Below are 25,167 nucleotides of genomic sequence, written 5' to 3'. Positions count from 1 at the left end.
GAAATGAGAATTATTTTTCTTACGCTGGAGAGAGGGTGATCCAGTAGCGCGTAACTGACTCAATTTTCACCGGCAGCGTCTGTGCTATAACGTTCAGAACCGCATCGGTATCTTTCAGCGGGAAGGTGCCGCTCAGCCGTAGCTGCGCGACCGCCGGATCGCAGCGCAGTACGCCGCTGCGGTAGCGGCTCAGCGTGGCAATAACCTCACCCAGCGGTTTATCGCTAAAGCTCAGCACCCCCTGCGTCCAGCTGGCGCTTTCCTCCTCCGCCGGAATCGTCTCGCCGAACTCAGCGTCGCTGAACCGCAGGCTTTCGCCAGCGTTTACGATGCGTTTTTCCTGAGGATGTCGTGCCAGTGAAACCTCAACCGCATGCTGCTGGACCGTGAGCAGCGTGCTGTTGTCCTCATGCAGCACGGAGAAACGCGTGCCTAACGCGGTGAGCTGGCCCTGGCGGGTCAGAACGCGGAAAGGCCGCTGGCGCTCATCTTTAGCGGTAGCGACGGCAATTTCGCCGTACCAGAGCCGGACGGTACGCTGATGCTCGTCAAAACGAACATCCGCTGCGCTCTGCGTGTTGAGCGCGAGCAGTGAACCATCCTCCAGCCGCTGATGGCTGACCGCGCCTCTGGCGGTACGGTAGTCGGCACGCAGGCCTTCCCCGGCTTCAGAGTGCCAGAGCTGCCAGCCGCCGCCGACGCCGAGCAACAGCAGCAGACCTTTCATGACGTGGCGACGGGTAAAACGGGTGTCCTGCAGCGCCCGGCTGGCAACCTTACCCGGCACGCGGCCGAGCTGGCTGCGCAGGTTTTCGACCTGCTGCCAGGCCCACTGATTATCCTGGTCCTCTTCATACCACTGCTGCCAGCGCGCTTCCTGCTGCGGGCTGACGCGTTCGCCGCTTAATACCGCATACCAGTGCGATGCCGAGCGCAGCGCCCGGCGGCGGGAGTCGGTTACGGAAGGATTCACAGGCCGTGCTCCAGGCGAAACAGCAGGCAGTGCTCAACGGCCTTTGCCACGTATTTTTTCACCGAGCTGACGGAGACGGACTGCCTTTGGGCAATCTCGCTGTAGGAAAGGCCCTCGAGCTGTGACAGCAAAAAAGCCTCGCGCGTTTTGCCGCTGAGCCCGTCAAGCATGGCGTCGATAAGCTGTAGGGTTTCCAGCTGGCTTTCGCGCGCTTCCGGTGACGGTGCCAGCGCCTCTGGCATAAGCGCCAGCATCTCCAGGTAGGCTTTTTCCAGCGCGTTTCGGCGAAAGAGATCGACCATCACCCGTTTAGCAACCGTGCACAGGAAGGCGCGCGGATCGCGGATTGTGGTCAGGGCGTCACTGCCCATCACCCGCAGGAAGGTGTCCTGCGCGATATCATCGGCATCAAAGGTGGACTGCAGTTTGCGGGTAAGCCAGTTTTTCAGCCAGCCGTGATGCGCGCCGTAAAGCGATTCGAGGGTCAAAGAAGCTGTGTTGGCGGCGCGGTCAGACATGCGGAATGCATCAAAAGTTAATCATCACGCCGCTATATTAATATGAGAATGGTTATCATTACAATTGGAAATAAAAAAGCCTCCCGCAGGAGGCTTTCAACAGTTTGTTATCAAAAGATAATCAGGTAATGACCATCGGCCAGTCTGGTGGCGTATGGCTCATGGCTTCCACCATTACCACTTTAATGTTTTCCCAGACGGCGGCCATATCCATCAGCGTAATGCCGAGCAGACCTGTCGCGAACCAGCACGCGGCGCCTAGTCCCAGCAGGGTGCTAATGACGGCAAGACCCGCGTAATCCGATTTTCGAAACTGAATGTTTAACGTGCTGGCCAGGAACATCAAAACCGCGCTTAACAACGGCCAGCGCAGGAGTACCATGCTGGTGGTAATGGTTGCCATAAAACCCATCCTCGACAGAGCAGACGAACTGGAATGAAACAATGTTTCTCGTTACATAAGATGTGTGAACTATATCACATTTGCTGTTTTATTCGCCAGTCTCTGCGCGTCGAAAAAAGGGAATTTATAGCTCAGGAAAATATATCTCCGTCGCGCAAATCAGCATCTCTGCGGTGCAGAGAACAGATAATTTAAGAAAAACGGGTGCTTATTAACGACGGCATGCAGGCGCTGGCGTCGCTCAACGCCCGGCGTTCGCTGAAAAAGCTGCACCAGCCGGCGGCATGGGGCAAATCTCTCCTGGGGCGGCGCCGGAGCTCTCCTACAGCGCAGGCGTGGTTGAAGCGTGAGCGGCAGCGGGAAACTCAGCAATACTGACCCGTGCCGATAATGCCTTATATGACGCCAGGCGTACGGAAAGACGGAAAACGGTCCTGGCATCTGATTATTTATAAATCAGCACGGGAACAAATAGCCCCTATTTCATGTTGGCAGACTTTTCACTTCTGCCGCGGGTAATTATTTCCTTACCTTAAACGAAACGAATACTTTTAGTTTGGCTTACGGGAAAATATTATCGTCATCATGAAATTTCAGATTTTTAATACCAAAAGTCAGTTGCTAACTTCGCATGATTCATGCAACGTAATCACCTGTTTTTCAAAGCAGCCGGCCTTGATTGCCGCAGGCGTACAACATGCAGGGATATAGAGCGGGAAATGAATCGTAGCGCGCGGCGCAAGGTGCTCAGAGCGGTAGGGATTATCATGGTAGTCATGCTGCCGGTGATGCTTGCGCTATGGTTTGCCCAGCTGAGAGCCGTGTCGGAAACCAGTTCCCAGCTTCGCACGTTTGCTGAACTTGCTTTAGACAAAACTGAACTGGTTATTCAACAGATTGGTCTGGCGCAGGACGAGGCGGAAAAATATCAGGGTAAAGTTTGTACGCCGGAGCATCGTCAATATATGTTGAACGTTGTCCGCGGCCGCCTGTTTGTTGCTGATTTAATTTATGCTGAAGGTCAGAGTTTTCTTTGTTCGACCATTTCTACACCGGCACATCCTTATACGATCTCCACTGCCAATTACAATCGTAAGCCCGACGTTGCCATCTATTATTTTCGCGATACGCCATTTTTTAACGGCTATAAAATGATATATGTGCAGCGCGGACATAATGTGGTGGTGGTTAATCCGCTTTCATATAGCGAAGTGATGTCAGACGATCGTGCCCTGGCGTGGGGCGTGTATGACACCGTCAGCAATGCTTTTTTTTCCGTTAGCCAGAAAGCCAATATTTCCTTATTAAGCTCGATGATTGGACATAAGGACGCGGCGTTTCAAAAGGATGACCGGTTTTATACGATCGTGAAATCGGATACGCGGCCCATTGCCGCCATCGTTTCAACCTCCAGCGCCCGCTTTTATCAAACGCTTTATCATCAGGCTACCCTGACGCTGCCGCTGGGGATGATTTGCAGCATTATTATTCTGCTGGTGTGGTCCCGCACGCACCGTGAATTTAATTCCCCTGGCCGCCTTCTGCACCGGGCGCTGAATAAGCGGCAGCTTTGCGTACATTATCAGCCCATTATTGATATTAAAAATAACCAGTGCGTGGGTGCAGAGGCGCTGCTGCGCTGGCCCGGCTTTAACGGACAGGTCATGAGCCCGGCGGAGTTTATTCCCCTGGCCGAAAAAGAGGGGATGATTGAGCGCATAACGGATTACGTCGTGGAGGAGGTGTTCAGCGATTTGGGGCATTTTCTTGCCGCTCATCCTCATCTCTATATCTCGATTAACCTGTCGGCCTCGGACTTCCACTCCTCGCGTCTTATCGCGCTGATCTCAGACAAAGCCCGCTATTACGCGGTTCGCGCGCAGCAGATCAAAATTGAGGTGACGGAGCGTGGCTTTATTGATGTGCCCAAAACCACGCCGGTGATTCAGGCGTTCCGCCAGGCGGGCTATGAAGTGGCGATTGATGATTTCGGAACCGGCTACTCTAACCTGCATAACCTCTATTCGCTGAACGTCGATATTCTGAAAATCGACAAATCCTTTATCGATACCTTAACCACCAACAGCACCAGCCACCTGATTGCCGAGCACATCATAGAGATGGCGCAAAGCCTGCGGCTGAAGACCATTGCGGAAGGGGTCGAGACGGGGGATCAGGTGAGCTGGCTGCTGAAACGCGGCGTGCAGTACTGTCAGGGATGGCACTTCGCGAAAGCGATGCCGCCCCAGGCGTTTATGGCCTGGCAGCAGCAGCCATCGCGTTAACACGCATTAATTAAGCTGATGGCGGTAGTCGCTCGGCGTTCGGTCAAACTCGCGGCGGAACACGCGGGAAAGCGTTTGTTGCGACACATAACCCAAATCCATCGCGATATCAAAAATGGGCCGCTGCGTAGAGCGTAGCGCCTGTGCCGCCAGCAGCAGCCTGCGCTGGCGGATATAGTCCCCGAGCGTCTGGTGCATCACGGTGCGGAACATTCTCTGAAGATACCATTTCGAATAGCCCGACTTCTTAGCGACCACATCAATGCTTAACGGCTGGTCGATGTGTTCATCAATCCATTCAATAAGCGTCTGAATAATTTGCTGATGCGACATAAGGTTACCCCTCTGTGGAGACATCTGTCCTGGTTGATTCGTCGTTTTCTCTGCGGGGGAGTATAATTCCTCAAGTTAACTTGAGGTAAAGAGGTTTTATGGAAAAGAGATTGCCGCGTATCAAAGCGCTGTTAACCCCCGGTGAAGTGGCTAAGCGAAGCGGCGTGGCGGTGTCGGCGCTTCACTTCTATGAAAGCAAAGGGTTAATAAAAAGTATCCGTAACGCCGGAAACCAGCGGCGCTACACCCGTGACGTGCTCCGCTACGTGGCCATCATTAAAATTGCGCAACGTATCGGCATCCCCCTGGCCACGATTGGGGACGCGTTCGGCGTGTTGCCGGAAGGGCACTCCCTGAGCGCAAAAGAGTGGAAGGAGCTGTCGTCCCAGTGGCGAGAGGAGCTGGACCGGCGTATTCATACCCTGGTAGCGCTGCGCGATGAGCTGGACGGATGCATTGGCTGCGGGTGCTTATCCCGTAGCGATTGCCCGCTGCGTAACCCGGGCGACAGGCTGGGCGAGCAGGGGACGGGGGCGCGCCTGCTGGAGGAAGATTGAGCCAGCGCCGCCCGTTGCCGTGTAAAAGCATCAAAAACTAAAGCGCCACAAGGGCGCTTTAGTTTATTTCCGGTCTTTGTCTTTCGCTCTATCCCGCTGGTTCACGGGAGGGTTTCCCCCGACATCAGCACCCCTCGTGTCGAGCTTGTGGAGGAGGTTCCGGTTTGTGCTGACACTTTAATTCTAAGCGTGGTGGTCGTTTTTTCCAGCGGGGACGGTCGGATTTTAGCCGAATTTTTTTCGTGAAGTTGTTCAGTTTTCTATAGTTAATAAGTATGACTCACAGGAGAACATCATGCTAACGGTCCACCACCTTAACCAGTCTCGTTCACATCGCGTCCTCTGGGCGCTGGAGGAGCTGGGGCTGACGTATGAGATTGTGCGCTACCAGCGCGAAAAATCCATGCTGGCGCCTGACTCGCTCAAAAAAGTGCACCCGCTGGGTAAATCCCCGGTGCTGGAAGATAACGGACTGGTTCTGGCCGAATCGGGGGCGATTCTGGAATATCTTCAGGAAACGTACGATCCGGAATCACGATTCAAGCCGTTAGATCCCGCCAATAAAGTGCAGTATCGATTCTGGCTCCACTACGCCGAAGGTTCGCTGATGCCGCTGCTGTTAATGAAGCTGGTCTTCAGCAGCCTGGGTAAACCTCCCGTACCGTTTGGCCTGCGCACGCTGGGTAAGGCGCTGGGGCAGGGGTGCAAAAGGCATATCTCAACCGCCAGCTGGAAACGCACGCGCGTTTTATCAACGATTATCTGGCTAAGCGCCCCTGGTTTGCGGGCGACGCGCTGACCATGGCCGATATACAGATGAGTTTTCCGCTTTTTGCCCTGCTGGCGCGAGGCGGCATCGACAATCTGGACCATATTCAGGCGTGGAAGCAGAGAGTGGAAGCGCGTCCCGGCTGGCAGACCACGCTGGAGAAAGGCGGCCCGCTGACCATTCCCGGCGAGGGGTGATCTGTAACGAAATTGCGCATGGACGATAACGTTTGCGCATCCTCTGATTACTTCTTCATCGTCATAAGGGAATTTTAGCGAAAAACGAGAAAGTTCAGTTGAAAAGGGCGGGTATTAGGCTGGATAATCGTTTGCCTAAATTTGACCACCCGTTTTGTAAGCGCGGAGCTAAACGTTTGCTTTTTTTGTGACGCCCCTTTCGTCGCAAACGCAGCACAAGGATTTGACGTTTCGCTGGCAGTGGAGTCTCCACCACGCTTACGGACTTTCTATAAAAACTCTCAGGGGATGTTTTCTATGTCTACGCCATCCGCGCGTACCGGCGGTTCACTTGACGCCATGTTTAAAATTTCTGCACGCGGCAGCACCGTGCGTCAGGAAGTCGTTGCCGGTCTGACGACGTTCCTGGCGATGGTGTACTCCGTTATCGTCGTGCCGGGCATGCTCGGCAAGGCTGGCTTCCCGCCAGCGGCGGTTTTTGTTGCTACCTGTCTGGTTGCGGGTGTTGGCTCTATTGTGATGGGCCTGTGGGCGAACCTGCCGCTGGCGATCGGTTGCGCCATCTCCCTGACCGCGTTTACCGCCTTCAGCCTGGTGCTGGGCCAGCAGATCAGCGTGCCGGTAGCGCTCGGCGCGGTATTCCTGATGGGGGTACTGTTCACCGTAATCTCTGCCACCGGCATCCGTAGCTGGATTTTGCGCAACCTGCCGCAGGGCGTGGCGCACGGTACCGGTATCGGTATCGGCCTGTTCCTGCTGCTGATTGCCGCGAACGGCGTGGGCCTGGTCATCAAGAACCCGCTGGACGGCCTGCCGGTTGCGCTGGGTAACTTCGCGAGCTTCCCGGTGATCATGTCGCTGGTGGGGCTGGCGGTAATTATCGGTCTTGAAAAGCTGAAGGTGCCGGGCGGCATTCTGCTGACCATTATCGGCGTTTCCATCGTCGGCCTGATCTTCGATCCAGCCGTTCATTTCTCCGGTATTTTCGCCATGCCGTCGCTGAGCGACGACAACGGCAACTCTCTGATCGGCAGCCTGGACATCGTGGGCGCGCTGAATCCGGTTATTCTGCCGAGCGTGCTGGCGCTGGTGATGACCGCCGTGTTTGACGCGACCGGTACCATTCGTGCCGTGGCCGGTCAGGCAAACCTGCTGGATAAAGACGGTCAGATTATCGACGGCGGCAAAGCGCTGACCACCGACTCCCTGAGCAGCGTCTTCTCTGGGCTGGTAGGGGCCGCGCCTGCGGCAGTGTACATTGAGTCCGCGGCGGGTACGGCGGCAGGCGGTAAAACCGGCCTGACGGCAATTACCGTCGGCGTGCTGTTCCTGCTGATCCTGTTTCTCTCGCCGCTCTCCTATCTGGTGCCGGCTTACGCGACCGCGCCTGCGCTGATGTACGTCGGCCTGCTGATGCTGAGCAACGTGGCGAAAATCGACTTTGCGGATTTCGTGGATGCCATGTCCGGCCTGATCACCGCGGTGTTTATCGTGCTGACCTGTAACATCGTGACCGGCATTATGATCGGTTTCGCCTCGCTGGTGATTGGCCGTCTGGTATCCGGCGAGTGGCGCAAGCTGAACGTTGGTACCGTGGTTATCGCCGTTGCGCTGGTCGCGTTCTACGCGGGCGGCTGGGCAATCTGAGTTAACCTTTGATGCGAAAACGGGTGGCTAAGGCCGCCCGTTTTTTTATTTTCAGGACTCATCCCGTTGTCTTTTGCGTTACTCTGGTGAGGATAGAATAAAAGGCACGACGCCTTCCGTAGTACATAAGTAACACAGCAAACAGGGAACGCATGGAAATTTTCTTCACAATACTCATCATGACCCTTGTGGTCTCATTATCCGGGGTGGTTACACGCGTACTGCCCTTCCAGGTCCCCCTGCCTTTAATGCAAATAGCTATCGGCGCGCTGCTGGCGTGGCCGACGTTCGGTCTGCACGTGGAGTTCGATCCGGAACTGTTCCTCGTGCTGTTTATCCCGCCGCTGCTGTTTGCCGATGGCTGGAAAACCCCGACGCGCGAATTTCTTGAGCACGGGCGAGAGATCTTCGGGCTGGCGCTGGCGCTGGTGGTCGTTACCGTGGTTGGGATTGGCTTCCTGATCTACTGGGCCGTACCGGGTATCCCGTTAATTCCCGCCTTTGCGCTGGCCGCCGTGCTGTCGCCTACCGACGCCGTGGCGCTGTCCGGCATCGTGGGCGAAGGCCGTATTCCAAAGAAAATCATGGGCATATTGCAGGGCGAGGCGCTGATGAACGACGCCTCCGGCCTGGTGGCCCTGAAGTTTGCCGTGGCGGTTGCCATGGGAACCATGGTCTTTACCGTGGGCGGCGCGACCCTGGAATTCTTCAAGGTGGCGATTGGCGGCATCCTCGCAGGCTTTGTGGTGAGCTGGCTGTACGGCCGCTCGCTGCGCTTCCTCAGCCGCTGGGGCGGCGATGAGCCGGCGACGCAGATCGTTCTGCTGTTCCTGCTGCCGTTTGCCTCCTACCTGATTGCCGAACATATCGGCGTATCGGGCATTCTGGCGGCGGTAGCGGCGGGGATGACCATCACCCGTTCCGGCGTGATGCGCCGCGCGCCGCTGGCGATGCGCCTGCGCGCAAACAGCACCTGGGCGATGCTGGAGTTTGTCTTTAACGGCATGGTCTTCCTGCTGTTGGGCCTGCAGCTGCCGGGCATCATGGAATCCTCGCTTATCGCGGCAGAAGCGGATCCCAACGTTGAAGTCTGGATGCTGTTTACCGATATCGTGCTGATCTACATCGCGCTGATGCTGGTGCGTTTCGGCTGGCTGTGGACGATGAAAAAGTTCAGCGTTCGCTTCCTGACGAAAAAGCCAATGGAGTTCGGCTCCTGGACCACGCGCGAGCTGCTGATTGCCTCTTTCGCTGGCGTTCGCGGGGCGATTACCCTTGCCGGTGTGCTCTCTATTCCGCTGCTGCTGCCGACGGGCGACGTCTTCCCGGCGCGTTACGAACTGGTGTTCCTGGCGGCGGGCGTGATCCTCTTCTCGCTGTTTGTCGGCGTGATTATGCTGCCGATTCTGCTGCAACATATTGACGCGGGTGACTCCTCGCAGCAGCACAAAGAGGAGCGGATTGCCCGTGCGGCGACGGCAGAGGTGGCGATTGTGGCCATCGAGAAGATGGAGGAGCGTCTGGCAGCCGATGCCGAAGAGAATATTGATAACCAGCTGCTGAAGGAAGTCAGCTCACGCGTGATAGGTAATTTGCGTCGCCGTGCTGACGGACGTAACGACGTGGAAAGCTCGTTGCAGGAAGAGAACCTGGAGCGGCGTTTCCGCCTTGCGGCGCTGCGCTCCGAGCGTGCCGAGCTGTATCACCTGCGCGCGACGCGTCAGATCAGCAACGAGACGCTGCAAAAGCTGCTGCACGATCTGGATCTGCTGGAAGCGCTGCTGATAGAGAATCAGTAGCGCTGTTGCCCCTCACCCTGACCCTCTCCCCATAGGGGAGAGGGAACCGATCGAGCCCCTCGCCCCTATGGGGAGAGGGGTTGGGGTGAGGGGGAAACCCAAAACCCCTCGCAACACTCCAGCCACGCCTGCGCGCTGTGCGACAGATACACCCCTTCCCGCCAGATCATCCCCAGCTGCCAGTGCAGATCGCTTTCGAGTGGGATCCAGCGCAGCGTGCTTTTATCCAGACGCTCGCAGATGGGCTGCGGCAGAATGGCAATCCCCACGCCCGCCTGCACCATGGCAGCCAGAAAATCCCACTGGCCGCTGCGCACCGCAATGCGCGGCTTCACGCTGTGGTGATTAAACAGCGCCATCAGCTGACGGCTTAAGGCGAAATCTTCGTTATAGATCAGCAAAGGGTGTTCGCCGAGCAGCTCGGGCTTCACCGAGTCAGTTTTCAGCCAGGCGCCGGAGCGCGGCACCAGAACGCACAGCGGATGGCTGAACAGCGGCAGCGTCGCCAGGCCGCTCTCTTCCTCCACGGGAAGGGCCGTCATGGCAACGTCCAGCTCGCCGTTCATCACCGCCTGCTGCACGGTCAGGCCGCCAAACTCGGAAATTTTTAGCTCAACGCCGGGGTAGCGCTGGCGGAACAGGCTTATCGGTCCGGCCATCATCATGCCGACCATCGGCGGAATGCCGAGCCGCAGCAGCCCCTTCGTCAGGTGGTTGATATCGCCAAGCTCGGCCTCCAGCTGGCGGAACTCTGCGAGGATCGCCAGCCCGCGTTCGAACACCACGCGTCCGGTATCGGTCAGCAGCAGCTTGCGTCCGTCGCGGATCAGCAGGGTACAGTTCAGCTCATCCTCAAGGTTTTTCAGCATCTTGCTGATGGTGGGCTGGGTAACGAACAACTTCTCCGCTGCGCGGGTAAAACTTTGCTGGCGAACCACCTCGACAAAATAGCGCAGCGTTCTTATGTCCATGATTATTCCTCGAAACTATACCTTCGATGATTTTAATTCATTTCAGTCGATTACGTACGCTCACTATACTGGCGCCTCGTCTCATTTCTGAGGAAAACCCCCATGGCCGTGGCGTTAAGCCGTGTTACGCCTGCCGTTGTGCAACGACTCCAGGTACCGGTTCAGGTACTGCTCTACGCGGGACTGTTTGTTTTTGCGGAATATCTTGTCGACTGGCTGCATCTGCCTTTACCCGCCAACCTGGTGGGGATGGTGCTGATGCTGACGCTGATCCTCTCGCGCGCCTTGCCCCTTAGCTGGGTGCGGGCCGGCGCGCGCTGGCTGCTGGCGGAGATGCTGCTGTTCTTCGTGCCGGCCGTGGTGGCGGTGGTGAACTATGCGCAGCTGCTGATGGTCGACGGCTGGCGCATCTTCGCGGTTATCGCCCTGAGCACGCTGATGGTGCTGGGCGCCACCGCCTGGGTGGTGGATAAGGTGTATCGGTTTGAAATCAGCAGGCACAAGCATGACTAACTTTCAGATAAGCGTGCTGTGCCTGATTGCGACGGTGGCGATCTACTATGCCAACAAGCGCCTGTATCGCCGCTTTCGCGCGCTGCCGCTGATGCCGCTGGTTTTTACGCCGATCCTGCTGGTGCTGATGCTGGTCTTCGGCCATATCTCCTGGCAGAACTACATCGGCGAATCCCACTGGCTGCTGTGGCTGCTCGGCCCGGCTACCGTCGCCTTTGCGGTGCCGGTGTATGACAATCTGCGCGTTATCAAACGTCACTGGATGTCCCTCAGCGCGGGCGTTATCACCGCGACGGTGGTGGCGGTGTGCAGTTCCGTCTGGCTGGCGCGGCTGTTTACCCTGTCCGATGAAATTCAGCGCAGCCTGGCCGTGCGTTCGGTGACCACGCCGTTTGCGCTGGCGGCCGCTAAGCCGCTCGGCGGACAGCCGGATCTGGTGGCGCTGTTTGTGGTGGTCACGGGCGTCTTTGGTATGGCGGTGGGGGATGTGCTGTTCCTGCGGCTTTCTATCCGCGAAGGGATGGCGAAAGGGGCAGGGTTTGGCGCGGCGTCGCACGGTGCGGGGACGGCGCGTTCGTACGAGCTCGGCCAGCAGGAAGGGGTCGTGGCAAGCCTGGTGATGATGCTTTCGGGCGTTCTGATGGTGCTGATTGCACCGCTGGTGGCGTGGGTGATGTTTTAAAACCCCGGCCGGAGCGGCCGGGGAGTAAGGCTTAGTGCGCGCGGCCCTGCTCAACGCCCAGGCCGGTTTGCGAGCGGATAAACTGGGCGCGGAATTTCTCACGCTCCAGGTTACCCTCCGGTGAATTATCGGTAGCCGAGAAGAACCAGATCCCGATAAACGCCACGGCAATGGAGAACAGCGCCGGGTATTCATACGGGAAGATCGCGCTTTCGTGACCGAGGATCTGCACCCAGATGGTCGGGCCGAGGATCATCAAAATCACCGCCGTCAGCAGCCCCAGCCAGCCGCCAATCATTGCCCCTCGGGTGGTCAGTTTTGACCAGTACATGGAGAGCAGAATGATCGGGAAGTTACAGCTTGCGGCAATCGAGAGGGCCAGCCCCACCATAAAGGCGATGTTCTGCTTCTCAAACAGAATGCCCAGCAGGATCGCCACCACGCCCAGCACCAGCACGGTAATTTTGGAGACCTTCAGCTCATCGCGCTCGCTTGCGCCTTTACGGAAGACGTTGGCGTAAAGGTCGTGGGATACCGCAGACGCGCCAGCCAGCGTCAGCCCTGCAACCACCGCGAGGATGGTGGCGAAGGCCACGGCAGAGATAAAGCCGAGGAACAGGTTACCGCCCACCGCGTCGGCCAGATGCACCGCCGCCATGTTGTTACCGCCGATCAGCGCGCCCGCCGCGTCCTTAAACGCCGGGTTTGCACCCACCAGCATGATCGCGCCGAAGCCGATGATAAAGGTCAGGATGTAGAAATAACCCATAAAGCCGGTGGCGTAGAACACGCTCTTACGCGCCTCACGCGCGTCTGATACCGTGAAGAAGCGCATCAGGATATGCGGCAGGCCTGCGGTACCGAACATCAGGCCGAGACCGAGAGAGAGCGCGGATATCGGATCTTTCACCAGCCCGCCCGGGCTCATGATCGCTTCCCCTTTCGGGTGCACCGCCATCGCTTCGGTAAACAGATTATTGAAGCTGAAGCCCACGTGCTTCATCACCATAAAGGCCATGAAGCTCGCGCCGAACAGCAGCAGCACGGCTTTGATGATCTGCACCCAGGTTGTGGCGAGCATGCCGCCGAACAGGACGTACATCACCATCAGCACGCCAACCAGCACCACCGCGACGTGGTAGTTCAGGCCGAACAGCAGCTCGATCAGCTTGCCTGCACCCACCATCTGAGCGATCAGATACAGGGCCACCACCACCAGCGAACCGCAGGCGGAGAGCATGCGGATAGGGCCTTGCTTCAGACGATAGGAGGCCACGTCCGCAAAGGTATAGCGGCCAAGGTTACGCAGGCGCTCGGCAATCAGGAACAGAATGATCGGCCAGCCGACGAGGAACCCGAGTGAGTAGATCAGGCCGTCATAGCCGGAGGTATAGACCAGCGCAGAAATCCCGAGGAAGGAGGCGGCAGACATAAAATCACCCGCAATCGCCAGCCCGTTCTGGAAGCCGGTAATATTGCCGCCCGCGGTGTAGTAATCGTTACGGGAGCGCACGCGCTTTGACGCCCAGTAGGTGATGTACAGCGTCAGCACGACGAAAATCAGGAACATAACAATCGCCTGCCAGTTGGTAGGCTGGCGCTGGACCTCGCCGGTAAGGGCATCTGCCGCGTGGGCGGCAAAGGGAAGAGTGGCAGCAAGCGCCGTCAGGACTCGCTTCATGATGCTTTTACCTCTTGCAGTACCGCTTTATTAAGGCGATCGAATTCGCCGTTCGCGCGCCAGACGTAGACGCCGGTCAGCAGAAATGAAATCACAATAACGCCAATGCCAATCGGGATACCGCGCGTGACGCTGGTTCCGGCGTGCAGCGGCGTGCCGAGCCACTGGGGGGCAAAGGCGATCAGCAGAATAAAGCCGACGTAGATGATCAGCATGATGATGGAAAGCAAGAAGGCAAACCGTTGCCGTTTTTCGACCAGCTCCCTGTAGTGCGCACTATTCTCTATCTGCTGACAAATATCGTTATTCATCACAGAAATCTCCAGAAGTAAGGTTGGTTTGTTTTATCCCCTCTCCCCTATGGGGAGAGGGTTAGGGTGAAGGGAGGAAGGTGCGGTCTGATGCCCTCACCCCGGCCCTCTCCCACAGGGAGAGGGAGAAAAGATTACGATGGCATTGCGATGGCCTGCTTCTCTTCGAGCAGTTTGTCCACCACGCCAGGATCGGCAAGCGTCGAGGTGTCGCCGAGGTTACTGGTGTCTCCAGCCGCGATTTTGCGCAGGATTCGGCGCATAATTTTGCCGGAACGGGTTTTTGGTAAGGAGTCCGTCCAGTGCAGTACGTCCGGCGTGGCAAGCGGGCCGATCTCCTTACGCACCCAGTTACGCACCTCGGTATACAGCTCTGGAGACGGCTCTTCGCCGTGGTTCAGGGTAACGTAGGCGTAAATCGCCTGGCCCTTAATGTTGTGCGGAATGCCAACAACCGCCGCTTCGGCGATTTTCGGATGTGACACCAGCGCCGATTCAATCTCTGCCGTGCCGAGACGGTGGCCGGAGACGTTAAGCACGTCGTCCACGCGCCCGGTGATCCAGTAATATCCGTCTTCATCACGGCGCGCGCCGTCGCCGCTGAAGTGCATGTTTTTAAAGGTGGAGAAGTAGGTCTGTTCGAAGCGCTCATGATCGCCGAACAGGGTACGCGCCTGTCCCGGCCAGGAGTCGACGATCACCAGGTTGCCTTCGGTAGCGCCTTCCTGCGGGTTGCCTTCGTTATCCACCAGCGCAGGCTGCACGCCAAAGAACGGCTGAGTTGCGGAGCCGGCTTTCAGCCGCGTAGCGCCGGGCATTGGGGCGATCATGAAGCCGCCGGTTTCGGTCTGCCACCAGGTGTCCATCACCGGGCACTTCTCGTTGCCGATTTTCTTCCAGTACCACTCCCAGGCTTCCGGGTTGATAGGCTCGCCTACGGATCCGAGAATACGCAGGGATGAGCGATCGGTGCCTTCGATGGCCTTGTCGCCTTCCGCCATCAGCGCGCGGATGGCCGTCGGCGCGGTGTAGAGAATGTTGACCTGGTGCTTATCCACCACCTGGCACATACGCGCCGGGGTCGGCCAGTTCGGTACGCCTTCAAACATAAGCGTCGTTGCGCCGCAGGCCAGCGGACCGTACAGCAGGTAGCTGTGACCGGTGACCCAGCCCACGTCGGCGGTGCACCAGTAGATGTCGCCCGGATGGTAGTCGAAAACGTATTTAAAGGTCGTGGCCGCGTAAACCAGATAGCCGCCGGTGGTATGGAGGACGCCTTTTGGCTTGCCGGTGGAGCCGGAGGTATAAAGGATAAACAGCGGATCTTCCGCGTTCATCTCTTCCGGCTGGTGCTGGTCGCTGGCGTTTTCAATCAGGTCGCTCCACCACAGGTCGCGCCCCTCGTTCCAGTCGATTTTGCCGCCGGTGCGCTTAAGCACAATGACGTTCGTGACGGATTTTACGCTCGGGTTTTTCAGCGCGTCGTCGACGTTTTTCTTCAGCGGGATACCGCGCCCGGCGCGCACGCCTTCGTCAGCGGTGATCACCAGCTTCGAGTTCGAGTCAACGATGCGTCCGGCAACCGCTTCCGGTGAAAAGCCGCCGAAGATAACGGAGTGGATGGCGCCAATGCGCGCGCAGGCCAGCATCGCCACTGCGGCTTCCGGCACCATTGGCATATAGATAGCCACCACGTCGCCCTTTTTAATGCCCTGGGCCAGCAGGACGTTGGCGAAGCGGCACACGTCGCGGTGCAGCTCTTTATAGGAGATATGTTTGCTCTGAGAGGCATCGTCGCCTTCCCAGATAATAGCCGTTTCGTTGCCGCGTTCCGCCAGGTGGCGGTCCAGGCAGTTCGCCGCCAGGTTCAGCGTGCCGTCTTCATACCATTTAATGGAGACGTTGCCCGGCGCGAAGGAGGTGTTCTTTACCTTCTGATAAGGTTTGATCCAGTCGAGGATATGGCCCTGCTCACCCCAGAATGCGTCAGGGCTGGATACGGATTGCTGATATTTCTCGTGGTACTGCTCCGGGTTGATCAGGCAACGGTCCGCAATGTTTGCGGGAATGTCGTGTTTGTGTATTTGGCTCATGGCTTTTTTTCTCCTTGTAAGATGTTAATAATATGTCGCAAAAACGTTAATAGTAGGGGCTTTACAAGCTTTGTTTAGTATTTGGGCGACAGATCACGCAATGTTTGAATAGTATGAAAATTGAGCGAATGAAACTTTGAAGGGAAATAATTCAACTGAAGAATTATTCACTTTTTTGAAGTGAAAATAGTTTGTATAACAAACGGTTATTTATGCGTATTGTTATAAATTACCGTCATTGACCCTTTTTGCAGTGAAATGCCTTGTTTTTTAAGGCTTGCGCAGCATGCCGTGCAAATGATACTCATACGCCGCGTTAAAAAATCCCATAAACCAACGCAACACAATTCATACCCTTTCAGTATGTCTCCATATTCATGCAGTTTTGATGGTGCGGAGATTTCATTGAGGAAGTCAGTTTCTATGAAAAATTTGAAAGTCAGCCTGGCCTGGCAGATCCTGCTGGCCCTTGTGCTGGGCATCTTGCTGGGCAGTTATCTCCATTATCATAGTGACAGCCGCGAGTGGCTGATTGCGAACCTTCTCTCGCCGGCGGGCGATATCTTTATTCATCTGATCAAGATGATCGTTGTACCGATTGTGATCTCGACGCTGGTGGTCGGTATCGCCGGAGTGGGTGATGCGAAACAGCTGGGCCGCATCGGTGCAAAAACAATTATCTATTTCGAAGTGATCACTACGGTTGCCATCATTCTCGGCATTACCCTGGCGAACGTGTTCCAGCCAGGTTCCGGGATCGATATGTCGCAGCTGGCGACGGTGGATATTTCGAAATATCAAAGCACCACCGCCGACGTGCAGAGCCATGCGCACGGTCTGATGGGCACGATCCTGTCGCTGGTTCCGACCAACATCGTGGCATCGATGGCGAAGGGCGAGATGCTGCCGATCATCTTCTTCTCGGTTCTCTTCGGTCTGGGACTCTCTTCACTCCCGGCGACGCACCGTGAACCGCTGGTAACCGTGTTCCGCTCTATCTCTGAAACCATGTTCAAAGTGACCCACATGGTGATGCGCTATGCTCCGGTCGGGGTCTTTGCGCTGATCGCCGTGACCGTGGCGAACTTCGGCTTTGCTTCCCTGTGGCCGCTGGCGAAGCTGGTGATTCTGGTGCACTTCGCGATCCTGTTCTTCGCGCTGGTGGTGCTGGGGATTGTGGCGCGTCTGTGCGGGCTCAGTATCTGGATCCTGATCCGCATTCTGAAAGATGAGCTGATTCTGGCGTACTCCACGGCAAGCTCCGAGAGCGTGCTGCCGCGTATCATTGAGAAGATGGAGGCCTACGGTGCGCCGGCCTCCATTACCAGCTTCGTTGTACCGACCGGTTACTCCTTCAACCTGGATGGTTCAACGCTGTATCAGAGTATTGCGGCAATCTTCATCGCTCAGCTGTACGGCATTGACCTGTCGCTGTGGCAGGAAATCGTGCTGGTGTTGACCCTGATGGTGACCTCAAAGGGTATCGCAGGCGTGCCGGGCGTCTCGTTCGTGGTGCTGCTGGCAACGCTGGGCAGCGTCGGTATTCCGCTGGAAGGCCTGGCGTTTATCGCCGGTGTGGACCGTATCCTCGATATGGCGCGTACCGCGCTGAACGTGGTGGGCAATGCGCTCGCGGTGTTGGTTATCTCCAAGTGGGAACACAAGTTCGACCGTAAAAAAGCGCTCGCGTATGAACGCGACGTGCTGGGCCGTTTTGATAAGACGGCTGACCAGTGATGTAACGTATCCTTCCCTCTCCCCAGTGGGGAGAGGGGCAGGGTGAGGGGGTTCTACTCCCCGCTCAGCGCATCAAACTCCTCGCACCCCGTATCAAACCCCTCGGTACAGCTCAGGTTCAACCAGTAGAGCGCTTTCTGTTTATTCGGCGCGATAAAGCCTTTCTCGCCCTGCCTGAACAGCATTCCTGCCCAGTACTCCGCATAGCCCGTGCGTGACAGGGCTGAACTCCGCTTGAACCACGACGCGGCCTGCACGTCATCCTGCGCCACTTCTACACCGTTGGCATAAATCAGCCCCAGCAGCAGCTGCGCGTCTACCGCCGAGTCGCTATCGATGTCTTCGGTAGCCGTTTGCAGCAGCCTGATGGCCTGTGGGTAATCGGTACTGCCCGCCTGCGTGTTCACCAGCAACCGCGCCAGCATGATTGCGCCGCGTTTGCTGCCGGCAATGTTCGCCTGCTGGGCCAGGGCTTTAGCCTGCGCATAGTCGCCCTGCGTAAAGAGGATTTGCGACAGCAGCGCCATGGCGTCGACGTCGCCGCCTTTTGCCGCTTTTTCTGCCCACCGTGCCGCCTGCGCGCTATCGCCGGAGCTGAACCAGGTGTCAGCGAGATAATACTGCGCGCGCGCATCGCCGGCTTCAGCCTGCTTTTTATACTGGCTGCCAATCTCGTCGGCGTGGGCAAAAGCGATAAAAAATAACAACAACAAAAAAATGGATTTCATGGATTCTTATCATCTGGGTACATGCCGCGCAGTATAGTCGTGGTGACAGAAGAAAAAAACGGGTGCGTTAAGACCTCAGCATCCTACAAGCCGGGCGGAACCGTCGCTCCGCCCGAAGAGGTTAGCCTGCGTTGCAGGCTAATTTCGCCGCCACCTCCCGATGTTCACCCTTAATTGAAAACTCGCATAGCTTGCCGCGAGTAATAAAGGTAAATACCACTATCGTCAGGCAAATAATAAAGACGATGCCTAACGCAGATTTTAATGGCGTCATGCCTTTTACTCCTTGTGAAAAATAGAATAAGAGGCTACTTTCAACCTGTTGGTAGTTGAGGGGTAGCCTCGGGTAAATGACGATTTCCCGGGGCTTTCCACCTTCTGTCCCTCAACCATGCTCAAGACAGAAAGCCTTAAGCACCCGCCGCATATCTTATCTGCCTGAATCAAAATGCAAAGATGTAATTCATTTTCTTGTGAATTACATTTTTCTGCGAGACGCCTTCAGAGATATTTATAGATATTATTAATAGTTATGTCAGAAATAATAATGGGGTGAATCTTTCACCCCATTTATTCATTGAATAATTAACAGCGTCATCCCATTGCGCTTTCACGCAGGCGGGCTTTCAGCTTGTTATATTCGTCGATCACATACTGTTCCGCAGCGCGCTGATCCGCTATGGGCTCCACGTTTACGGCGCAGTACTTATACTCCGGCGTTTTGGTTATCGGGCTTAAGTTCTCCGTCACCAGTTCGTTACAGGCGCCAATCCACCACTGGTAGGTCATATACACCGCGCCTTTGTTCGGACGGTCGCTAACCTGCGCGCGGGTAATGATGCGGCCCTTACGGGAGTTCACCCACACCAGCGCTTCATCCTCAATACCGAGCCGCTCGGCGTCGGCGGTGTTGATTTGCGCGTAGCCCGGTTCGTCCGCCAGCGCCGCCAGCGCGGCACAGTTACCGGTCATCGAACGACAGGAGTAGTGGCCCACTTCGCGCACGGTGGAGAGCACCATCGGATACTCATCGGTGAGTTTATCGATCGGCGCGACCCAGTCGCAGGTGAAGAACTGCGCCAGCCCGTTCGGGGTATCGAATTTCTCCTCAAAGAGATAAGACGTTCCCCGATCGTCCTCCGACTCGTCCCGGCACGGCCACTGGATGTAGCCCAGCTCACCCATTTTTTCATAGGTAGCACCGTAGAAGTCCGGGCAAAGATGACGCAGCTCGTCCCAGATCTCCTGGGTATTGTTGTAGTGCATCGGGTAGCCCATGCGGGTGGCGATTTCGCTGATGATTTGCCAGTCGGTTTTCAGATCCCATTTCGGCTCAACCGCCTTAAAGAAGCGCTGGAAGCCGCGGTCTGCCGCCGTATAGACACCTTCATGCTCGCCCCAGGAGGTCGACGGTAAAATCACATCCGCCGCCGCCGCGGTTTTGGTCATAAAGATATCCTGGACGATGACCAGCTCCAGATCCTCAAAGCCTTTGCGCACCGCGGACAGCTCGGCGTCGGTCTGGAGCGGATCTTCACCCATGATGTACGCCGCACGCACTTCACCATGCGCCGCACGGTGCGGCAGCTCGCTGATGCGATATCCGGTATGTTCCGGCAGGCTCTCCACGCCCCAGGCCTTCGCAAACTTCTCGCGGTTTTCCGGGAATTTTACGTACTGATAGCCTGGATAGGTATCCGGCAGCGCACCCATATCGCACGCACCCTGCACGTTATTCTGGCCACGCACCGGGTTCACGCCCGTATGCGCTTTACCCAGATTGCCGGTCAGCATGGCGAGGCTGGTCAGCGAGCGCACGGTTTCCACGCCCTGATAGAACTGGGTCACGCCCATACCCCAGAGGATGGCGGCGGTTTTGGCCCCGGCATACATACGTGCCGCCTGGCGGATCTCCTGCGCGCTTACCCCGGTTATCGCTTCCACCGACTCCGGCGTATAGCCTTCGACGATTTTCCGGTACTCCTCAAACCCTTCCGTACGGCTTGCAACAAACGCCTGGTCGTACAGGCTCTCCTCAATAATGACGTGCCCCATCGCATTCAGCAGCGCGATATTCGAGCCGTTTTTCAGTGCGATGTGCATATCGGCAATGCGCGCGGTTTCGATTTTGCGCGGATCGCAGACGATAATTTTCGCCCCGTTCTGTTTGGCGCGAATCACGTGGTTCGCAACGATGGGGTGAGAATCCGCCGGGTTATAGCCAAAGATAAACACCAGATCGGTGTTATCAATCTCATTAATGGCATTACTCATTGCGCCGTTACCGACCGACTGGTGCAGACCTGCAACCGATGGGCCGTGTCAGACGCGAGCGCAGCAGTCAACGTTATTGGTACCAATAACGGCGCGCGCGAATTTTTGCATTACATAGTTGGTTTCATTCCCGGTTCCGCGGGAGGAGCCGGTAGTCTGAATCGCATCGGGTCCATACTTGGCCTTAATAGCGCTGAGGCGCGAGGCGACGTAATCCAGCGCCTCATCCCAGGAGACGGCTTCCAGCTTGCCGCCGCGCTCGCGGCGGATCATAGGGGTTTTCAGGCGTGGCGTGAGGATTTGGGTATCGTTAATAAAATCCCAGCCGTAGTATCCTTTCAGGCACAGCGTGCCCTGATTGGTTTTACCCTGCGCCGCTTCCGCCCGGACGATTTTGCCGTTATCGACCACCAGGTGGATCTTGCAACCTGAGGCACAATAAGGGCAAACCGTGACGACTTTTTTCATCACTTTGCTCCAGTTAAACAGTTCTTACCTGCCCATTATGCAGCTTCTATGCCATGTTTTTGTTGTGGGTATTTCCTGACTTTACGACCCTTTGTCGGGCAAAACCCTGACGAAAAACAGGCAATCGTCAAAATTGACGTGTCGAAAGGGCAGGGGGAGGTGACGGGGGTTGAATAAACCTTCGGCAAGCCTGAGCGGCGCTGCTCAGGTGATGATAATTTGAGATTCCTCCGCTACACCAGCCAGTAGCCAGTCATTACCTTAAGGCCAGTTCACCTGCGAGTCTGGCCTTATGAAACGTTACTCTACCGCCCTGCTATGGGGTCTGCTGACTTTAACCAGCCAGCTGGCGCATGCCGATGTGATTGATGATGCCATTGGCAATATTCAGCAGGCGATCAACGACGCCTATAACCCCGGCAGCAGCCGTAATGACGATGATGACGATCGTTACGATCGCAGCCGTCAAACCGACAGCCGGCAGTACGACGATCGCCGCCGACAGCTCGAAGACAGGCGCCGCCGCCTGGACGAACGCCAGCGCCAACTGGATGATGACCGACGTCGGCTAGAAGAGGATGAACGCAGGCTGGAAGAGGATTACGAACGGTGGTAGGGGCTGCCTGATGCCCTCTCCCGCAGGAGAGGGAAATCGCTTAGTCCAGCACCAGTACCATGCCGTCATATCCCGCTTCGATGCCGTCCGGCAGCGGGTTATCCATCATCCACACGTCAAACTGATGGCTGATATGCGTCAGGATCACCTGCGGACAGCCAATCACCTCGTTCAGCGCAATCACGGTGTTTAAATCGCAATGGTTGCGCGGCGTCTCCGGGCGAGGTTCATGGCTACAGTCGATAATCATCGCCTGCGGCTGGTTGTTGAGCAGGAACTTCACCGTTTTATCCGGCAGGCCGGCGGTATCCGAAAGCCACGCCACCCGGCTGTGGGCAGACTCCAGCAGATAACCAAAGGTAAGCTTTGAATGGTTGAGCGGCAGCGGCGTGACCCGCAGACCCTGTAGCTCAAACGTCACAAACGGCTCGACCGTGTGGCTGAAATCCAGTAGGCCAGGATGTTTAAACAGGTCGTCGCAGCCTGCGTCGTCAGGCGGCCCGTAGACCGGGATCGTCGCGCCCACGCCCCAGCGCAGGGGGAACAGCCCCTGAACGTGATCCATATGATAATGGGTAAGCAAAAACTGCTGGAAGCTGCCCGCGGGCCAGTCGTCCATCAGGTGCGGGATCCCCGCGTCAAGCAAGGTGACCGCATCGTTGAACTTAACGGCCGCGCTGCAGGGGCGACGACGATAATTCTCCTGCAAACGCGCCCGGCGGCACGCCGCGCAGTCGCAGCCAAAAACCGGCACCAGCTGCGCGCCTCCGGTACCCGTTAACGCGATCGTCAGACTCATGGCGCACCTCTACAGCGGTTTGGTGAATCGGAAATGGCTTTGCGTGTACCCTTCACGAACGTAAAAACGATGCGCGTCCACGCGCTTCACGCTGGTGGAGAGCTCGGTCAGCTCGGCGCCGGCCTGTCGCGCGAAATCTTCTGCCCAGGCGAGCAGCTGACTGCCCACCTTCAGCCCGCGCGCCTGCGGCATCACGACCAGCTCCTGGATCTCGCCGATCCAGCGGGCGTGGTGCAGGTGAAACTGCATGTGCAGGCCGATCATGCCGATGACCTGCCCGTCCAGCTCGGCAAGCTGGTAGCGCATATTGTGATCCTGAAGGTTGGCAAGAAATCCGGCGTGAAACGCCTGGCGATCGAATTCACACTGCTTAAGCTCGCAGATAAGGGCGTAAACGCTCTGTGCATCCTCGGCCGAGGCGGGGCGAAGCTGGCAGTCAGGCATGCTGTCTCTCCTTCTGGCGGATAAGGGATAGAAAGGTCTCGACTGACTGTAGCAAACTTCCGTCGTTATTGAGGACGTGACACCCGGACGGGGCGTAGCGCGCCGCGCGCGCCAGCCGCTCGTCTATCTCGCGCGCGTTCTCGCGTCCCCGGTTTTGCAGCCTGCTGCGCAAAACGTCCGGAGAAACCTGTAAACAGATCGGCAGCAGCGCCGTTTCGTATCGGGCGCGAGCCTGCGGGAGATGCGCCCGCGAGCCGTTAACCAGCACGTCGAACCCCGCGTGCAGCCAGAGATCGATCTCAATGCCCACGCCATAGTAAAAGCCGTTGGCGTGCCAGCTGAGCGCCAGCAGGTTTTGCCCGGCGCGGGTAAAAAACTCCTGCTCGCTCAGGGCGATATGGTTCTCGCTTCCGGCGTTAGCGGCGCGCGTAATGTAGCGGTGCGCCACCAGCAGCTGTGAATGTTCCCGCTGCCGTAGCGCCGACAGCAGGCTGTCTTTACCGGAGCCGGACGGGCCCATTAGCCAGATTAATCTTCCCATCAAAACACCCTTTTTCCCTGACGCCAGACGTGGTCGATATGAACGTGTTCGCCCTTACGGTGGGCCAGCACCAGATCGGCCCGCTTGCCTTCGGCGATTTCACCGCGATCGTGAAGGTGAAGCGCGGTGGCCGGGTTTTTCGTCACCAGGCGAATCGCCTGCGGCAGGGTGAAGCTGTTCTCCTCGTCGTCCGCCACGCGGAAGGCCGCATCCAGCAGGCTGGCGGGGTAGTAATCGGAAGAGAGGATATCCAGCAGGCCGAGGGAGGCGAGCGAACTTGCCGCCACATTGCCGGAGTGCGAACCGCCGCGCACGACGTTCGGCGCGCCCATCAGCACGTTCATACCGTGCTTACGCGAGGCTTCTGCCGCCTCGAAGGTGGTGGGAAATTCGGCTATGACGCTGCCAAGCTGGTGGGATTCACGCACGTGGTCGTGCGTGGCGTCGTCATGGCTGGCCAGCGCGATGTTGCGGTCACGGCACATTGCGGCAATCGAAAGTCGGTTCGGCTGCGACCACCGCGCCGCAAGCTGAAGCTGCTCCTCTTCGTAGCGCGCCATCTCCGCATCGCTGAGGGCGTATTTGCCCTGATAGTATTCCCGATATTTCTCTATGTTGGCGAACTGGCGCTGCCCCGGCGAGTGATCCATCAGCGAGACCAGCGAGACCGGATCGCGGCCAACCAGTTTTTCAAACAGCGGCAGGGTGGTGTGGTGCGGCAATTCGCAGCGCAGGTGCAGACGGTGCTCGGCGCGGTTGAGGCCGCGTTTTTGCGTCTCTTCCACGGCGTTAATCATCTTCTCCAGATTCTCCAGGCGATCGCCGCCGTCGCGCACGTCGCCAATCGCTACCGCATCCAGTACGGTAGTGATGCCGCTGGCGACCATCAGCGCGTCGTGGCTGCTCATCGCCGAATGGGCAGGCCAGTCCACCTTCGGGCGTGGAGTGAAGAATTTATCGAGATTATCGGTATGCAGTTCGATCAGCCCCGGCAGCAGCCAGCCGCCTTCGCCGTTCATCGCCTCGGGGGAGCGGCTCTGGGTTTCGGCAAACGAGCGGATGACGCCGTCCCGGACGTCGACCGAACCCTCCACAACCTCGTTTTCCAGCACCAGCCTGACGTTATTGATAATCATGCGTTTTCCCCCATCGGATGCAGCCTGTCCGCCACGCGGTTGCGTACGGCGTCGTCGTGGAAGATCCCGACGATCGCCGCCCCGCGCGCTTTGGCCTGTTCGATCAGCTCAACCACTGCCGCGCTGTTTTTATCATCGAGCGAGGCGGTGGGTTCATCCAGCAGCAGAATCGGGTAGTCGACGACAAAGCCGCGCGCGATGTTCACGCGCTGCTGCTCGCCGCCGGAAAAGGTCGACGGGGCAAGGTGCCACAGGCGCTCCGGCACGTTGAGGCGCGCGAGCAGGCTGGACGCTTTGGCGACGCAGGTTTCCCGCGGCACGCCGAGATCAAGCAGGGGCTGCATCACCACGTCCAGGGCGGAGATCCGCGGGATCACCCGCAGAAACTGGCTGACCCAGCCGATCGTCGAGCGGCGCACTTCCAGCACCTTGCGCGCCGGAGCCTGCACCAGATCGACCCACTCTTCGTTATGGCGTATGCGGATATGGCCTTCGTCCGGCAGATAGTTGGCATACAGGGAGCGCAGCAGGGTGGATTTGCCGCTGCCGGAGTGGCCGTGCAGCACCACGCATTCGCCCTTGCTGACGTCCAGAGAGGCGTTTTGCAGCACCGGCAGGCGCACGCCGTTTTGCTGATGGAGCACAAAGGTTTTACTGACATTTTCAACGTGAATCATTTTGGCCTCGCGAAT

The 25,167-nt window shown here is 57.4% G+C and carries 24 protein-coding genes and 1 pseudogene; 9 read left to right on the top strand and 16 right to left on the bottom strand.

Annotation, left to right across the window (positions count from 1 at the left end):
• Positions 1-19: 19 nt before the first annotated feature.
• The 3 genes from fecR to HWQ14_RS03190 all read right to left on the bottom strand — a co-directional run bounded on the left by fecR (position 20) and on the right by HWQ14_RS03190 (position 1,894).
• A complete protein-coding gene (gene fecR, locus HWQ14_RS03200) occupies positions 20-973 on the bottom strand; it encodes a ferric citrate uptake sigma factor regulator FecR (protein WP_176608947.1) in 954 nt (317 codons plus the stop codon).
• Entirely contained in the window at positions 970-1,491 is a 522-nt protein-coding gene (fecI, locus tag HWQ14_RS03195) for a ferric citrate uptake sigma factor FecI (protein WP_020686643.1), read from the bottom strand. The genes fecR and fecI overlap by 4 nt, the downstream gene beginning before the upstream one ends.
• A gap of 121 nt (positions 1,492-1,612) precedes the next feature.
• On the bottom strand, positions 1,613-1,894 hold the full coding sequence (locus HWQ14_RS03190) for a YjcB family protein (protein ID WP_148422198.1): 282 nt from the start codon (positions 1,892-1,894) through the stop codon (positions 1,613-1,615).
• A gap of 719 nt (positions 1,895-2,613) precedes the next feature.
• Here HWQ14_RS03190 and HWQ14_RS03185 point away from each other — a divergent pair.
• On the top strand, positions 2,614-4,179 hold the full coding sequence (locus tag HWQ14_RS03185; RefSeq protein ID WP_176608946.1) for an EAL domain-containing protein: 1,566 nt from the start codon (positions 2,614-2,616) through the stop codon (positions 4,177-4,179).
• 6 nt (positions 4,180-4,185) lie between these two features.
• Here HWQ14_RS03185 and soxS read toward each other — a convergent pair whose 3' ends face one another.
• On the bottom strand, positions 4,186-4,512 hold the full coding sequence (soxS, locus tag HWQ14_RS03180) for a superoxide response transcriptional regulator SoxS (protein ID WP_176608945.1): 327 nt from the start codon (positions 4,510-4,512) through the stop codon (positions 4,186-4,188).
• A gap of 98 nt (positions 4,513-4,610) precedes the next feature.
• Here soxS and soxR point away from each other — a divergent pair, with 98 nt between their 5' ends.
• The 4 genes and pseudogenes from soxR (at position 4,611) to HWQ14_RS03160 (ending at position 9,481) form a co-directional block, all read left to right on the top strand.
• A complete protein-coding gene (gene soxR, locus HWQ14_RS03175) occupies positions 4,611-5,069 on the top strand; it encodes a redox-sensitive transcriptional activator SoxR (protein WP_176608944.1) in 459 nt (152 codons plus the stop codon).
• 295 nt (positions 5,070-5,364) lie between these two features.
• A pseudogene (locus tag HWQ14_RS03170) lies at positions 5,365-6,035 on the top strand (glutathione S-transferase family protein).
• A gap of 297 nt (positions 6,036-6,332) precedes the next feature.
• A complete protein-coding gene (ghxP, locus tag HWQ14_RS03165; RefSeq protein WP_148422188.1) occupies positions 6,333-7,682 on the top strand; it encodes a guanine/hypoxanthine transporter GhxP in 1,350 nt (449 codons plus the stop codon).
• A 152-nt stretch (positions 7,683-7,834) separates the two neighbouring features.
• A complete protein-coding gene (locus tag HWQ14_RS03160) occupies positions 7,835-9,481 on the top strand; it encodes a Na+/H+ antiporter (protein ID WP_148422186.1) in 1,647 nt (548 codons plus the stop codon).
• Between the two features lie 65 nt (positions 9,482-9,546).
• Here HWQ14_RS03160 and HWQ14_RS03155 read toward each other — a convergent pair whose 3' ends face one another.
• On the bottom strand, positions 9,547-10,452 hold the full coding sequence (locus HWQ14_RS03155; RefSeq protein ID WP_176608943.1) for a LysR family transcriptional regulator: 906 nt from the start codon (positions 10,450-10,452) through the stop codon (positions 9,547-9,549).
• Positions 10,453-10,554: 102 nt separating this feature from the next.
• On the opposite strand from HWQ14_RS03155, the gene HWQ14_RS03150 reads away from it, so the two are divergent.
• Positions 10,555-10,965, top strand: a complete 411-nt coding sequence (locus HWQ14_RS03150; RefSeq protein WP_148422183.1) for a CidA/LrgA family protein — start codon at positions 10,555-10,557, stop codon at positions 10,963-10,965.
• Entirely contained in the window at positions 10,958-11,647 is a 690-nt protein-coding gene (locus tag HWQ14_RS03145; protein WP_176608942.1) for an LrgB family protein, read from the top strand. Before HWQ14_RS03150 ends, HWQ14_RS03145 begins: the two co-directional genes overlap by 8 nt.
• Positions 11,648-11,678: 31 nt before the next feature.
• Here HWQ14_RS03145 and actP read toward each other — a convergent pair whose 3' ends face one another.
• From actP to acs, 3 genes are all read right to left on the bottom strand, one after another.
• A complete protein-coding gene (actP, locus tag HWQ14_RS03140; protein ID WP_176608941.1) occupies positions 11,679-13,328 on the bottom strand; it encodes a cation/acetate symporter ActP in 1,650 nt (549 codons plus the stop codon).
• Positions 13,325-13,639 carry a DUF485 domain-containing protein gene (locus HWQ14_RS03135; protein ID WP_003860260.1) on the bottom strand — a complete coding sequence of 105 codons (315 nt, stop codon included), beginning with the start codon at positions 13,637-13,639 and terminating at the stop codon, positions 13,325-13,327. Before HWQ14_RS03135 ends, actP begins: the two co-directional genes overlap by 4 nt.
• Before the next feature lie 134 nt (positions 13,640-13,773).
• Positions 13,774-15,732: an acetate--CoA ligase gene (gene acs / locus HWQ14_RS03130; RefSeq protein WP_176608940.1), complete on the bottom strand. Its 1,959-nt coding sequence runs from the start codon at positions 15,730-15,732 to the stop codon at positions 13,774-13,776.
• 423 nt (positions 15,733-16,155) lie between these two features.
• Between acs and gltP the strand changes: the two genes are divergently transcribed.
• Entirely contained in the window at positions 16,156-17,469 is a 1,314-nt protein-coding gene (gltP, locus tag HWQ14_RS03125) for a glutamate/aspartate:proton symporter GltP (protein WP_148422177.1), read from the top strand.
• Positions 17,470-17,522: 53 nt separating this feature from the next.
• On the opposite strand, the gene HWQ14_RS03120 is transcribed toward gltP, so the two are convergent.
• The 3 genes from HWQ14_RS03120 to fdhF form a co-directional block, all read right to left on the bottom strand.
• The gene (locus HWQ14_RS03120; RefSeq protein ID WP_176608939.1) at positions 17,523-18,197 is read right to left on the bottom strand and encodes a tetratricopeptide repeat protein; all 675 of its coding nucleotides are present in this window, start codon (positions 18,195-18,197) and stop codon (positions 17,523-17,525) included.
• 121 nt (positions 18,198-18,318) lie between these two features.
• On the bottom strand, positions 18,319-18,471 hold the full coding sequence (locus tag HWQ14_RS03115; RefSeq protein WP_176608938.1) for a Hok/Gef family protein: 153 nt from the start codon (positions 18,469-18,471) through the stop codon (positions 18,319-18,321).
• Between the two features lie 320 nt (positions 18,472-18,791).
• A complete protein-coding gene (gene fdhF / locus HWQ14_RS03110) occupies positions 18,792-20,939 on the bottom strand; it encodes a formate dehydrogenase subunit alpha (protein WP_176608937.1) in 2,148 nt (715 codons plus the stop codon).
• 292 nt (positions 20,940-21,231) lie between these two features.
• Here fdhF and yjdP point away from each other — a divergent pair, with 292 nt between their 5' ends.
• On the top strand, positions 21,232-21,555 hold the full coding sequence (gene yjdP / locus HWQ14_RS03105; protein ID WP_148422169.1) for a DDRRRQL repeat protein YjdP: 324 nt from the start codon (positions 21,232-21,234) through the stop codon (positions 21,553-21,555).
• 40 nt (positions 21,556-21,595) lie between these two features.
• Here the strand turns inward: yjdP and phnP are convergent, their stop codons facing one another.
• From phnP to phnL, 5 genes are read right to left on the bottom strand one after another with little or no spacing between them, the layout of a single operon-like run.
• Positions 21,596-22,354: a phosphonate metabolism protein PhnP gene (gene phnP, locus HWQ14_RS03100; RefSeq protein WP_148422167.1), complete on the bottom strand. Its 759-nt coding sequence runs from the start codon at positions 22,352-22,354 to the stop codon at positions 21,596-21,598.
• Between the two features lie 9 nt (positions 22,355-22,363).
• A complete protein-coding gene (gene phnO / locus HWQ14_RS03095; RefSeq protein ID WP_148422165.1) occupies positions 22,364-22,798 on the bottom strand; it encodes an aminoalkylphosphonate N-acetyltransferase in 435 nt (144 codons plus the stop codon).
• Positions 22,791-23,342, bottom strand: coding sequence for a ribose 1,5-bisphosphokinase (gene phnN / locus HWQ14_RS03090; RefSeq protein WP_148422162.1), 552 nt, complete (start codon positions 23,340-23,342; stop codon positions 22,791-22,793). The genes phnO and phnN overlap by 8 nt, the downstream gene beginning before the upstream one ends.
• Positions 23,339-24,475 (bottom strand): alpha-D-ribose 1-methylphosphonate 5-triphosphate diphosphatase, encoded by a 1,137-nt coding sequence (gene phnM / locus HWQ14_RS03085; protein ID WP_148422160.1) that lies wholly within the window; start codon positions 24,473-24,475, stop codon positions 23,339-23,341. The genes phnN and phnM overlap by 4 nt, the downstream gene beginning before the upstream one ends.
• Positions 24,472-25,152: a phosphonate C-P lyase system protein PhnL gene (gene phnL, locus HWQ14_RS03080; protein WP_176611145.1), complete on the bottom strand. Its 681-nt coding sequence runs from the start codon at positions 25,150-25,152 to the stop codon at positions 24,472-24,474. Before phnL ends, phnM begins: the two co-directional genes overlap by 4 nt.
• Positions 25,153-25,167 lie beyond the last annotated feature (15 nt).

The organism is Enterobacter cloacae (genome assembly GCF_013375935.1).
In the GTDB taxonomy this organism is placed as follows: domain Bacteria; phylum Pseudomonadota; class Gammaproteobacteria; order Enterobacterales; family Enterobacteriaceae; genus Enterobacter; species Enterobacter pasteurii.
Note: the sequence above shows the minus strand (reverse complement) of the source record. Positions and strands in the feature narration are given on the sequence as shown.

What these genes read in the sequence shown, in the direction of transcription:
- fecI (WP_020686643.1), bottom strand. Translation starts at nt 1,491, where the DNA reads ATGTCTGACCGCGCCGCCAACACAGCTTCTTTGACCCTCGAATCGCTT.
- HWQ14_RS03190 (WP_148422198.1), bottom strand. Translation starts at nt 1,894, where the DNA reads ATGGCAACCATTACCACCAGCATGGTACTCCTGCGCTGGCCGTTGTTA.
- HWQ14_RS03185 (WP_176608946.1), top strand. Translation starts at nt 2,614, where the DNA reads ATGAATCGTAGCGCGCGGCGCAAGGTGCTCAGAGCGGTAGGGATTATC.
- soxS (WP_176608945.1), bottom strand. Translation starts at nt 4,512, where the DNA reads ATGTCGCATCAGCAAATTATTCAGACGCTTATTGAATGGATTGATGAA.
- soxR (WP_176608944.1), top strand. Translation starts at nt 4,611, where the DNA reads ATGGAAAAGAGATTGCCGCGTATCAAAGCGCTGTTAACCCCCGGTGAA.
- ghxP (WP_148422188.1), top strand. Translation starts at nt 6,333, where the DNA reads ATGTCTACGCCATCCGCGCGTACCGGCGGTTCACTTGACGCCATGTTT.
- HWQ14_RS03160 (WP_148422186.1), top strand. Translation starts at nt 7,835, where the DNA reads ATGGAAATTTTCTTCACAATACTCATCATGACCCTTGTGGTCTCATTA.
- HWQ14_RS03155 (WP_176608943.1), bottom strand. Translation starts at nt 10,452, where the DNA reads ATGGACATAAGAACGCTGCGCTATTTTGTCGAGGTGGTTCGCCAGCAA.
- HWQ14_RS03150 (WP_148422183.1), top strand. Translation starts at nt 10,555, where the DNA reads ATGGCCGTGGCGTTAAGCCGTGTTACGCCTGCCGTTGTGCAACGACTC.
- HWQ14_RS03145 (WP_176608942.1), top strand. Translation starts at nt 10,958, where the DNA reads ATGACTAACTTTCAGATAAGCGTGCTGTGCCTGATTGCGACGGTGGCG.
- actP (WP_176608941.1), bottom strand. Translation starts at nt 13,328, where the DNA reads ATGAAGCGAGTCCTGACGGCGCTTGCTGCCACTCTTCCCTTTGCCGCC.
- HWQ14_RS03135 (WP_003860260.1), bottom strand. Translation starts at nt 13,639, where the DNA reads ATGAATAACGATATTTGTCAGCAGATAGAGAATAGTGCGCACTACAGG.
- acs (WP_176608940.1), bottom strand. Translation starts at nt 15,732, where the DNA reads ATGAGCCAAATACACAAACACGACATTCCCGCAAACATTGCGGACCGT.
- gltP (WP_148422177.1), top strand. Translation starts at nt 16,156, where the DNA reads ATGAAAAATTTGAAAGTCAGCCTGGCCTGGCAGATCCTGCTGGCCCTT.
- HWQ14_RS03120 (WP_176608939.1), bottom strand. Translation starts at nt 18,197, where the DNA reads ATGAAATCCATTTTTTTGTTGTTGTTATTTTTTATCGCTTTTGCCCAC.
- HWQ14_RS03115 (WP_176608938.1), bottom strand. Translation starts at nt 18,471, where the DNA reads ATGACGCCATTAAAATCTGCGTTAGGCATCGTCTTTATTATTTGCCTG.
- yjdP (WP_148422169.1), top strand. Translation starts at nt 21,232, where the DNA reads ATGAAACGTTACTCTACCGCCCTGCTATGGGGTCTGCTGACTTTAACC.
- phnP (WP_148422167.1), bottom strand. Translation starts at nt 22,354, where the DNA reads ATGAGTCTGACGATCGCGTTAACGGGTACCGGAGGCGCGCAGCTGGTG.
- phnO (WP_148422165.1), bottom strand. Translation starts at nt 22,798, where the DNA reads ATGCCTGACTGCCAGCTTCGCCCCGCCTCGGCCGAGGATGCACAGAGC.
- phnM (WP_148422160.1), bottom strand. Translation starts at nt 24,475, where the DNA reads ATGATTATCAATAACGTCAGGCTGGTGCTGGAAAACGAGGTTGTGGAG.
- phnL (WP_176611145.1), bottom strand. Translation starts at nt 25,152, where the DNA reads ATGATTCACGTTGAAAATGTCAGTAAAACCTTTGTGCTCCATCAGCAA.